The sequence below is a fragment of the Roseovarius sp. genome (genome assembly GCF_018066915.1).
GTDB lineage: Bacteria > Pseudomonadota > Alphaproteobacteria > Rhodobacterales > Rhodobacteraceae > Roseovarius.
In genome coordinates, this window is the sequence record NZ_JAGPVV010000357.1 from 1 (window position 1) to 9,456 (window position 9,456).

A 9,456-nucleotide genomic window follows, 5' to 3' on the forward strand; every position below is an offset into this window, starting at 1 on the left:
GATACGCATGCCCATGTGCCGGATTACGAAGGATTTGACGCGTATCGCGCGGCGGGCGGCTATGCCACGCTCACGGACCTGCGCGCCACCCCCAATGCCGATGCCGAATTCGAGCGTGTGCAGCAAACCCTGCTCGATGCCGGGCTGCGCGGTCTAGGCGGGGCTGGGTTCCCGTCGGGGCGCAAATGGGGCTTTGTGCGCGCCGAACCCGGTCCGCGCTATCTGGCCGTCAATGGGGATGAGGGAGAGCCGGGCACGTTCAAGGACCGCTATTACCTCGAGCGGACGCCGCATCTCTTCCTGGAGGGGATGCTGATCGCCGCTTGGGCGGTCGAGGCTGCGCGCTGTTTTATCTACATGCGCGATGAATATCCGGCTGTTCTCGAAATCCTCGCCACCGAGATTGCCGCGCTGGAATCGGCGGGCGTGATCGAACCCGGCTATGTCGAGCTGCGGCGCGGCGCTGGTGCCTATATCTGCGGTGAAGAAAGTGCCATGATCGAATCGATCGAAGGCAAGCGCGGGTTGCCGCGTCACCGCCCGCCGTTTGTGGCGCAGGTGGGGATTTTCAACCGTCCCACGCTGGTCAACAACATCGAAACCCTGCTCTGGGTCACGCGCATCCTGCGCGAGGGGCCGGAAATCCTGAACACGGTCGAGCATAATGGCCGCAAGGGGCTTCGGTCCTATTCGGTGTCGGGACGGGTCAAGACACCGGGCGTCTATCTGCTGCCCGCAGGCTCCACCATCACCGACATCATCGCGGCGGCGGGGGGCATGCGCGAGGGCCATGTGTTCAAGGCCTATCAGCCCGGCGGCCCGTCCTCGGGCCTCTTGCCTGCGTCGATGAACGATATTCCGCTCGATTTCGACACGCTGCAACCGCATGGCACCTTTATCGGCTCGGCGGCGGTGGTGGTGCTCTCGGATCACGACCGGGCGCGGGATGCGGCGCTCAATATGCTGCGTTTCTTCGAGGATGAAAGCTGTGGGCAATGCACGCCCTGCCGGGTGGGCTGTGAAAAGGCGGTCAAGCTGATGCAGGCCGATACCTGGGATCAGCCGCTCTTGACAGAGCTTTGCACGGCGATGGCCGATGCCAGCATCTGCGGTCTGGGACAGGCTGCGCCCAATCCCATCCGCCTGACGATGAAGCATTTCGCCGACGAAATCTGAACCAAGCGCAGGCTTCCATCTCCCTTCGATCCGCATTAGGTCAGGACTGACACGCGGATCGGAGGGCGCATGGCGTTTTTCTCGAAACTCAAGGAACGGTTGTTCAAATCCTCTTCCAAGCTCGAAGAGGGTCTGGAGGCGATTGTCGAGGACGGGCGCGCGCAAGAGAGCACGCCAACCGTTCCGCCCCCTGTGCCAGAGGTGCCTGCCCCTGCGCCACAAGAGGCCCCTGTCGCGCCATCCCCGCAAGAGGTGCCACCGCCCCCCACCGAGGGCATCGCCCCGCCGCAGCCGATCGAGATTCCCGATGATCTGCCCGCGTCAGCACAACGTGGCGGCATATTTGGTCGCCTCTTGGGCCGCGCCGCGCCTGAAGCGGCACCGCGCCGCGTGCTTGACGATGCCATGCTCGAAAGCCTCGAGGAATTGCTGATCGCGGCGGATATGGGCGTGGACACGGCGCTGCGGGTCACCGCCAACATGGCCGAGGGGCGCATGGGCAAACGCCTCTCGACGCAGGAAATCAAGGAACTGCTTGCGCAGGAAATCGCCCGCATCATGGAGCCTGTGGCGCGCCCCATGCCGATTTATGCCAAACGCCCGCAGGTGGTGTTGGTGGTGGGGGTCAACGGCTCGGGCAAGACCACGACCATCGGCAAGCTCGCGGCGCAGTTCAAGGCGGCGGGGAAATCCGTTGTGATCGCCGCCGGAGATACGTTTCGCGCGGCGGCAGTCGAACAGTTGCAGGTCTGGGGGCAGCGCGCCGGTGTGCCGGTGATGACCGCGCCCGAAGGCTCGGACCCTGCCAGTCTTGCCTATGACGCGATGACCCGCGCCGAGGCCGAGGGCGCGGACCTCTTGATGATCGACACCGCCGGACGGTTGCAGAACCGCGCCGATCTGATGGAGGAACTGGCCAAGATCGTGCGTGTCATCCGAAAGAAAGATCCAAGTGCGCCGCATAACACGTTGCTCGTGCTCGATGCCACGACGGGGCAGAATGCGCTGAGCCAAGTGGCGACCTTTCAGAAGCTCGCCGATGTCTCGGGCGTGATCATGACCAAGCTCGACGGCACCGCGCGCGGCGGTGTGCTGGTGGCGCTGGCGGATAAATTCGGTCTGCCGATCCATGCCATCGGCGTGGGCGAACAGATCGACGATCTGGCCCCGTTCGATCCGCAGGATTTCGCCGACGCCCTCACCGGGCTTGAGGGGAAATGATCGGTTGCGCCATTCATCTGGCGTCAAATACCTCGGGGGGTTTGGGGGGCTGGCCCCCCAAGGCCATTGCCTCTGAATGAGTGCCTGGCTGATTTCGCTTGAGGGGACCGAGGCGGGGCATCAACTCGCCATGGCCCTTGCCCTCTTGGCGGCGCTCTTGCATGCCATTTTTGGCGCGCTGCAGAAGGGGCGGCATGATCCTTGGCTCAGCCGGGGCGTGATAGATGCGAGCTATGCCGCCATGGCCGCGCCCTTTGCCCTCTTCGTCGTGCCCTGGCCCGAGGCGCATATGTGGCCCATCTTTGCCGGCGCGGTGGTGATCCATATCGGCTATAAGGTGTTGCAGGCGATGGCCTATACGCGCGGTGCCTATACGGTTGTTTACCCTGTGGTGCGGGGCACCGGGCCGCTTTTCACCGTGATCGGGGCCTATGCGATTTTCGGAGAGCTGTTTACCCCGGTGCAATGGCTGGGCGTCGCGGTGCTTCTCTGTGGTATCTACGGGCTGGCGGTCTATAACCTGCGCACGCTCACGCTCAACCGCGATACGATGCCGCTGGCGCTGGGTCTGGCGGTGGCGACGGGGCTCTTTGTGGCGCTCTATACCACCTATGACGCCTACGGTATTCGCGCGGCGGCTGATCCCTTTACCTTCCTTGCGTGGTTCTTTTTTCTGGACGGTCTGACGATTCCGCCCTTTGCCTATCTGCGCTGGCGCAATATGCCAGAGCGGCACGCGGTAGGCCCCCTGTTGTTGCGCGGCGTCACGGGTGGGGTGGTGGCGTTCTTTTCCTTTGGGTCGATCATGCTGGCCACGCGTCTTGACAAGGTGGGCGAGGCGGCGGTGCTGCGCGAGACCTCGACCGTTTTTGCCGCCCTGATTGGCTGGCTCGTGCTCAAGGAAACGGTGGGGCCGCGACGTATTGCGCTCATGGCCTTGATCGCGGCGGGGGCGGTCATAGTTGAGCTTGGCGGCTGAATGCGTCACAACCGGCGTGACTGATAAGGAAACCTGACGACATGGATCACACGCAGCCGCCCAAATGGGCCAAGCCGGTTCTGGAATTTGGCCCTGTGCTGGGCTTTTTTGCCGCCTATCTCTGGCTCAAGGACCGGGTCTTTATGATCGGCGGCACCGAGTATGAGGGTTTTATCGTCGTCACCGCCGGGTTCATCCCGGTGTTTCTGCTCTCGATGGGGCTATTGTGGCGGCTCACCGGGCATCTGAGCCGGATGCAGGTGGTCACGGCGGTGCTGATCGTGGTGTTTGGCGGTCTCAGCGTCTGGTTCAACGATCCGCGCTTCTTCAAGATGAAGCCGACGATGATCTACCTGCTGTTTGGCGGGGTGCTGGGATATGGCCTGCTGCGCGGGCGCTCTTATCTGCAATATGTGATGGATGGGGTCATGCCGCTGACCGATGCGGGGTGGATGATCCTGACCCGGCGCTTGATGCTCTTCTTCTTTGGCCTCGCCGTGCTGAACGAAGCGATCTGGCGCACGCAGACCGAGGAAATGTGGGTCTATTTCAAGACCTTTGGCCTGACTGCGGCGATCTTTCTGTTCTTTATGGCGCAAGGCGCGCTCTTTCGCGATCATTCGACCGAGGAAAAGGACGACAAGGACGCCTGACAGGGCGGGCAGGGTGCCCGCCCCCGTCGCACATCAAGCGTAGAACAGGTCTTTGAAGACGTGGTAGGCGATCTCGTCGCGGCGCAGACCCATGCGGGCCAGTTCCGCGTCGGATTTCGCTTCCAGTGCTTCGATCCGGTTGCGGCGTGACGTGACGGCGGCTTGGGCCTCAAGCCCGCGCACGAGTGCTGCAACAAAGCGTTTCAATCCCTCGCGCAGAGGAGATGCAGAAACATTGGTTGTGATATTGGCCATTGGAAACCTCACTTTACGTGGTTTGGTTTCCTCCCTGTCCCCTAGCTAGGTCAGTCAGGTTGACACGACCAGCGCGGAAACGGAATGGCCGGGTTGCAGAGGGTGCATCCCGGCCTTTTTGGATCACTCGGCCTTGGCCTTGGGCGTGCTCTCGGGCATGGCCGGGGGCGGCGAGGGCTGGCGCTTGGGTGCGGTCGTATCGACCGGGATCACGCGCGCTGTGGGCTGCGGGGTGGGCTGCGCTGTGCTCACCGGGGGTGCGACGGGCTTCGGCGCGGCCTTGACCTCGGCCAAGGGTGCGGGTTTGGGCGCGACCACTGGGGTGGGTTTGGGCGCGGGCTTTACCTCGGCCACCGGCGCCGGTTTCACGGCGACGGCGGGGGCGGCTTTTTCCACGGCTTTGATCGCGGGTTTGACCACAGGTTTGATCACGGGGGCGACGGGCGCTGCCGGGGCTGCGGGCGCGCGGGTGGCGCGGCGCGGCTTGGGGGCGGCGGCGGCGGCCTTGGGTTTGGCTTTGGCCTTGACCGGGGTCGCAGGCACCGCAGCTTTGGCTGTCAGGGTGCGCGACCACATCCCAGTTTTCAGAAACGCCTCGCAATAGACCTGCGCCACGCGCAACTGTTTTTCGACCATATATCCGGTCAACCGGATTCCGGCAGCGGACAGTTTCAGCGGAAGTTCGGGTGCAAGCATGAGTTCGTCCTTTTCAACAGATGCGCGCCTGCGTGTAACGCAAGCGGATGACAGGAATATAACGCGCGCATCGCTGCGTTGCAGCAATTTGACCATAGGTCAAATCAATTTCGCAGCGTTACGCGGATTCCTGCTGAACATTTGGCCGATTTGCCGGATTTCCGGGCTTAACGCCCATGAATAAGGGTCTGGAACAACCGGGGATCAAGGCTTTGGGCGTCAAAGGTCTCGCCCTCGGTCAGCACGCTGACCGCATCATGGCTGTGCAGGCTTTCTTGATGGCTGGCCACGACCCGGAAATCGCCGATGCGCGGATCAGCGAGCAACTGTTCGCAGAAGAGACGCGCGGCATCCTCGACAAAGATCGGATTGGCGGCGTTCAACTCGGCAAAGGCCTGCTCGTCCTCACGCTTGACCATCACTTGTGTTTCGGTCGGCACCGCGCGGCGGGCGAGTTCGATCAGGTCCTCGAACCACAGACAATCCTCCTCGACCAATTCCACCGAAATCCGCGCCACAGAGCGTTGCGAATGGGGCGTGGCCAGTTGGCCCCGGGCAGAGCGCGCGTGTTCGCTCAACTCGAGTGAACAGGGGCAGGTTGAGGAATAGACGTAATCGAGATGCATGAACTTGCGGGTGATGCCCGCGTTCTTCACCAATTCCATCGCAATGTCATAATACTGGTAGCCTTCCAGCCCCGAGCGCAGCGAGCGCACGCGTGCCGGATAGGAGAGGCGCATTTGCAGCCGCGCATCAACCGAGTCGAGATCGGTGATGTAATCCGACAAGGCGGCCTCCATCACATCAGCGCTGAATGTCTTTTCCGCGTGTTTGTAAAAGCTGCGCATGATCCGGGACATGTTGATGCCCTTCTTGCCCGCGTCCAGACTGACCGTGCCCGTCACCGAGGTCTCGAGCGTCAGATCGCCATTGTCACGGGTGTGATAGCGGATCGGCAGGCGGAAATTGGAAATGCCCACATGCTGCAACTGCTGCCGCGTCCCGCGAATGAGCGAGGCCGGGCCGTTCTGCAAATCGGGCAGGCTGGCCAGATAGGCGGCGCTTGTGGCGAAATCCTCGGGATAATCCCGCGCCAGAGTGGGATAGTTCGACACTTCGCCCGAGGGCAAAAGCCGTGCAATTGCCGGGTCGAGATCGGCCACCTCTTCGGGCGACGCGGCGCGCGCCCAAGAGCGCAGCAGCGCCAGCGCCTCTTTGGCCTCGTCCCGGTCCGGTGCAGGCTTCATCTCAGACGGATGCACATTCATCGCAAAACTTCCCTATCCGCTCTGCCAGACCCTTACATACAGGGTTTCGGCAGGAATTGCCATTATCGTAGGGATTTACGTCAAATGCGGCAAAGCGGATCATTCAAACCCCGGAAATTGCTGAAAAACCTTTACGCCTCAGTTTGCCGCCTCGAGCGCGTTCTGGATGTCGCGGATCAGGTCGCCGCAATCCTCTAGGCCGACGCTCAACCGCACCAGCCCCGGCGTGATGCCAAGCGCCGCCTTCTGGTCGGCAGGCAGGCGTTGGTGGGTGGTGGTGGCGGGATGGGTCACGATGGATTTCGCATCGCCCAGATTGTTCGAGATGATGACAATCTCGAGCGCGTTGAGGAACCGGAAGGCCGCCTCTTGCCCGCCCTTGAGGTCGAGCGCCAGAACCGTGCCGCCTTCGCCCATCTGCGCGCGCACCAGGTCATGCTGCGGATGGTCAGGCAGACCCGGATAGATCACCCGCGCCAGACGCGCGTCGCCTTGCAACGCCTCGGCAATCTCTTGCGCGCTTGCCGCTTGTGCCCGCACGCGCAGGTCGATGGTCTCGAGCCCCTTGAGCATGACCCAGGCGGTGAAGGGCGACATCGAGCCGCCGGTGTGTTTCATGTAGGGTTCCACCGTGCCGCGGATGAAATCGCGCGTGCCAAGGATCACCCCGCCCAGCGTGCGGCCTTGCCCGTCGATATGCTTGGTCGCGGAATAGATGACCACATCCGCGCCCTGTTCGATGGCGCGGGAAAACACCGGCGTGGCAAAGACATTGTCCACGAGCACAAGCGCGCCCGCCGCGTGGGCCAAATCCGCCACCGCGCGGATATCCACCACGTCGAGCGTGGGGTTCGAGATGGTCTCGAAGAACACCGCCTTGGTGCCGGGCCGGATGGCCGCGCGCCATTCGTCCAGATTGGTGCCGTCCACGAATGTGACCTCGACCCCAAAGCGGGTCAGGATTTCCTCGAGCACATAAAGACAGGAGCCGAAAAGGGCGCGGGCGGACACCACATGGTCGCCGGCGCGCAGCATGGACGTGAGCGCGCCCGAAACGGCCGCCATGCCGCTCGCGGTGGCAAAGGCATCTTCGGCGCCCTCAAGGGCCGCGATCCGATCCTCGAACATCGCGACGGTGGGGTTGCCATAGCGGGCATAGATGAACTCATCCGCGCCTGCCTTGATGAAGCGCGCCTCTGCCGCCTCTGCGGTGTCATAGACAAACCCTTGGGTGAGGAAGATCGCCTCGCTCACCTCGTTATACTGGCTGCGTCGCGTGCCGCCATGCACCAGTTTGGTGCGCTTTTGCCAAGTCTCGCTCATATCCGTCCTCCGGGCCAACCGCCCATGAAAAAAGCCCCGACGCGGTCAAGCGAAAGGGGCCTTTCATCCTGACCTTTTAGCGGTTTGTTTAACGTGGCCCGCAATCCGGTAACAAATCGCCACGGATGCGGATTACTCCTGTGCTGCGCGCGCGTCAACTCTGTCACGCAGGTTTCATGCAAGCGTCACCGGAACGACGTATGCACCGCGTAGCTCTCAACCACAACATCTGGTGGGGTGAGGGACATGCCGCTGATCCATGTCAATGCGGGGCCGACCGGCCCGGTGCTGCATGACGGGGCCGGTGATCTGGCTGAGGGTCTGCCCGATCTGATGCGGGGCGCGGGGCCGGTGATCCTGATGGTCCATGGCTACAAATACGCGCCCCACCATGCCACCGAATGTCCGCATGATCACATCTTCTCGCTGACCCCGCAGCGCACCTGTTTCAAGGTCCGAAGCTGGCCTGCCGGGCTTGGCTTTGGTGCGGGTGCGACCGATGAGGGGCTGGGTATCGGGTTTGGCTGGCCTGCGCGCGGCAATATCTGGCGCGCCTATGCCGCGGCCGCAGAGGCGGGGGCGCAACTGGCGCACCTGGTCATGATGATTCGCGCCGCGCGCCCGGATCGCCCGATCCACGCGGTTGCACATTCCTTGGGCGCGCGGGTGGTGCTCTCGGCGCTGGCGCACCTGCCCGAGGGCGCGTTGCAGCGCATGATCCTGCTGGCCGGTGCCGAATTCGGTCAGCGCGCGGCTGAGGCGCTCGAGACCCCGGCGGGGCGCGGTGCCGAGGTGATCAACATCACCAGCCGCGAGAATGATTTTTACGACTTCCTGCTCGAGTGTCTGATCCCCGCGCCCCGGCGCGGCGATCGCAGTCTTGGGCTGGCGCTGACGACGGGCCCCAATGTTCTCACGCTTCAGATGGACCATCCCGGCACGCTTGCGGCGCTCAACCGCGCGGGCTTTGCCATTGCGCCGCCTGCCGCGCGCGTCTGTCACTGGTCGCCCTATACCCGGCCCGGTGTCTTTGCCCTCTACAACAGCCTCTTGCGCGCGGGGCCGGATTTGCCGCTTGGGGCGCTCCGGGCGGCGCTGCCTTGCGTGACGGAACCGCGTTGGTCGCGCCTTTTGAGCCTGCCAGAGGTCCGCCTGCCCTTGCCATTGGGGCGCAAACCGTCATTCTGAGCGTGACCCACGCGCAGGAGACTGACCGATGCCCGCCCCGATCGACCTCTATTACTGGCCCACGCCGAATGGCTGGAAAGTTTCCATCGCCCTTGAGGAAATGGGACTGCCGTATCGCTGTCACCTGATCGACATCGGGGCCGGCGATCAACACAAGCCTGAATTTCTCGCCATCTCGCCCAACAACCGTATTCCCGCGATCACCGACCCCGAGGGGCCGGACGGCGCGCCGATCCATATTTTCGAATCCGGGACGATCCTGCAATATCTGGCGCGCAAGACCGGGCAATTCTATGGGCAGACCGCGCGTGATCAGATCGCGGTCGATCAATGGCTCATGTGGCAGATGGGCGGGGTGGGACCGATGGCGGGCCAAGCGCATCATTTCCTGAAATATGCCCCCGCCATGGACCCGCCCAATGATCTGCCCTATGCCAAAGACCGCTACAGATCGGAAACCGCGCGTCTTTACGCCGTGCTGGACAGGCAATTGGCGCTGCACGAATTCGTGGCAGGCCCCGATATCACCATTGCAGATTTTGCGATCTGGGGGTGGGCATCGCTGTGGGAAGGCCAACAGCAAACGCTGGATGACAAACCCCATATGGCGCGCTGGCTGGATGTGATGGGCGCACGCCCCGGCGTTCAAGCAGGTCGCGCACTTTATGCCGAAAAGCGAGCGGATTTCCGCAGCGAC

The 9,456-nt window shown here is 63.0% G+C and carries 10 protein-coding genes and 1 riboswitch; of the genes, 6 read left to right on the plus strand and 4 right to left on the minus strand.

All coding sequences use genetic code 11. From position 1 onward, the window contains the following. From KBT70_RS20230 to KBT70_RS20245, 4 genes are all read left to right on the plus strand, one after another. Nucleotides 1–1,176 (plus strand): NADH-ubiquinone oxidoreductase-F iron-sulfur binding region domain-containing protein (locus KBT70_RS20230; protein ID WP_296638437.1); only part of this gene is annotated, 1,176 nt, incomplete at its 5' end. Between the two features lie 69 nt (nucleotides 1,177–1,245). Further along, nucleotides 1,246–2,397: a signal recognition particle-docking protein FtsY gene (ftsY, locus tag KBT70_RS20235; protein WP_296638443.1), complete on the plus strand. Its 1,152-nt coding sequence runs from the start codon at nucleotides 1,246–1,248 to the stop codon at nucleotides 2,395–2,397. A gap of 76 nt (nucleotides 2,398–2,473) precedes the next feature. Further along, nucleotides 2,474–3,376 (plus strand): EamA family transporter, encoded by a 903-nt coding sequence (locus KBT70_RS20240; RefSeq protein WP_296638447.1) that lies wholly within the window; start codon nucleotides 2,474–2,476, stop codon nucleotides 3,374–3,376. A 41-nt stretch (nucleotides 3,377–3,417) separates the two neighbouring features. Beyond that, nucleotides 3,418–4,029 (plus strand): inner membrane-spanning protein YciB, encoded by a 612-nt coding sequence (locus KBT70_RS20245; RefSeq protein ID WP_296638451.1) that lies wholly within the window; start codon nucleotides 3,418–3,420, stop codon nucleotides 4,027–4,029. 33 nt (nucleotides 4,030–4,062) lie between these two features. Here the strand turns inward: KBT70_RS20245 and KBT70_RS20250 are convergent, their stop codons facing one another. The 4 genes from KBT70_RS20250 to metZ all read right to left on the minus strand — a co-directional run bounded on the left by KBT70_RS20250 (nucleotide 4,063) and on the right by metZ (nucleotide 7,571). Beyond that, nucleotides 4,063–4,284 (minus strand): hypothetical protein, encoded by a 222-nt coding sequence (locus KBT70_RS20250; RefSeq protein WP_296638454.1) that lies wholly within the window; start codon nucleotides 4,282–4,284, stop codon nucleotides 4,063–4,065. Between the two features lie 123 nt (nucleotides 4,285–4,407). Further along, a complete protein-coding gene (locus tag KBT70_RS20255; RefSeq protein WP_296638458.1) occupies nucleotides 4,408–4,980 on the minus strand; it encodes a hypothetical protein in 573 nt (190 codons plus the stop codon). A 167-nt stretch (nucleotides 4,981–5,147) separates the two neighbouring features. Beyond that, nucleotides 5,148–6,248 (minus strand): GTP cyclohydrolase FolE2, encoded by a 1,101-nt coding sequence (gene folE2 / locus KBT70_RS20260; RefSeq protein WP_296638462.1) that lies wholly within the window; start codon nucleotides 6,246–6,248, stop codon nucleotides 5,148–5,150. A 138-nt stretch (nucleotides 6,249–6,386) separates the two neighbouring features. Beyond that, nucleotides 6,387–7,571: an O-succinylhomoserine sulfhydrylase gene (metZ, locus tag KBT70_RS20265; RefSeq protein ID WP_296638466.1), complete on the minus strand. Its 1,185-nt coding sequence runs from the start codon at nucleotides 7,569–7,571 to the stop codon at nucleotides 6,387–6,389. A gap of 56 nt (nucleotides 7,572–7,627) precedes the next feature. Then, nucleotides 7,628–7,704, minus strand: a riboswitch (SAM riboswitch). A 113-nt stretch (nucleotides 7,705–7,817) separates the two neighbouring features. Between metZ and KBT70_RS20270 the strand changes: the two genes are divergently transcribed. Further along, complete coding sequence (locus tag KBT70_RS20270) at nucleotides 7,818–8,759, plus strand: DUF726 domain-containing protein (protein ID WP_296638471.1); 942 nt, start codon at nucleotides 7,818–7,820, stop codon at nucleotides 8,757–8,759. Between the two features lie 28 nt (nucleotides 8,760–8,787). Continuing rightward, on the plus strand, nucleotides 8,788–9,456 hold a 669-nt coding region (locus KBT70_RS20275), incomplete at its 3' end, for a glutathione S-transferase N-terminal domain-containing protein (RefSeq protein ID WP_296638473.1).

What these genes read in the sequence shown, in the direction of transcription:
- folE2 (WP_296638462.1), bottom strand. Translation starts at nt 6,248, where the DNA reads ATGAATGTGCATCCGTCTGAGATGAAGCCTGCACCGGACCGGGACGAG.
- KBT70_RS20270 (WP_296638471.1), top strand. Translation starts at nt 7,818, where the DNA reads ATGCCGCTGATCCATGTCAATGCGGGGCCGACCGGCCCGGTGCTGCAT.
- KBT70_RS20255 (WP_296638458.1), bottom strand. Translation starts at nt 4,980, where the DNA reads ATGCTTGCACCCGAACTTCCGCTGAAACTGTCCGCTGCCGGAATCCGG.
- KBT70_RS20240 (WP_296638447.1), top strand. Translation starts at nt 2,474, where the DNA reads ATGAGTGCCTGGCTGATTTCGCTTGAGGGGACCGAGGCGGGGCATCAA.
- ftsY (WP_296638443.1), top strand. Translation starts at nt 1,246, where the DNA reads ATGGCGTTTTTCTCGAAACTCAAGGAACGGTTGTTCAAATCCTCTTCC.
- metZ (WP_296638466.1), bottom strand. Translation starts at nt 7,571, where the DNA reads ATGAGCGAGACTTGGCAAAAGCGCACCAAACTGGTGCATGGCGGCACG.
- KBT70_RS20245 (WP_296638451.1), top strand. Translation starts at nt 3,418, where the DNA reads ATGGATCACACGCAGCCGCCCAAATGGGCCAAGCCGGTTCTGGAATTT.
- KBT70_RS20250 (WP_296638454.1), bottom strand. Translation starts at nt 4,284, where the DNA reads ATGGCCAATATCACAACCAATGTTTCTGCATCTCCTCTGCGCGAGGGA.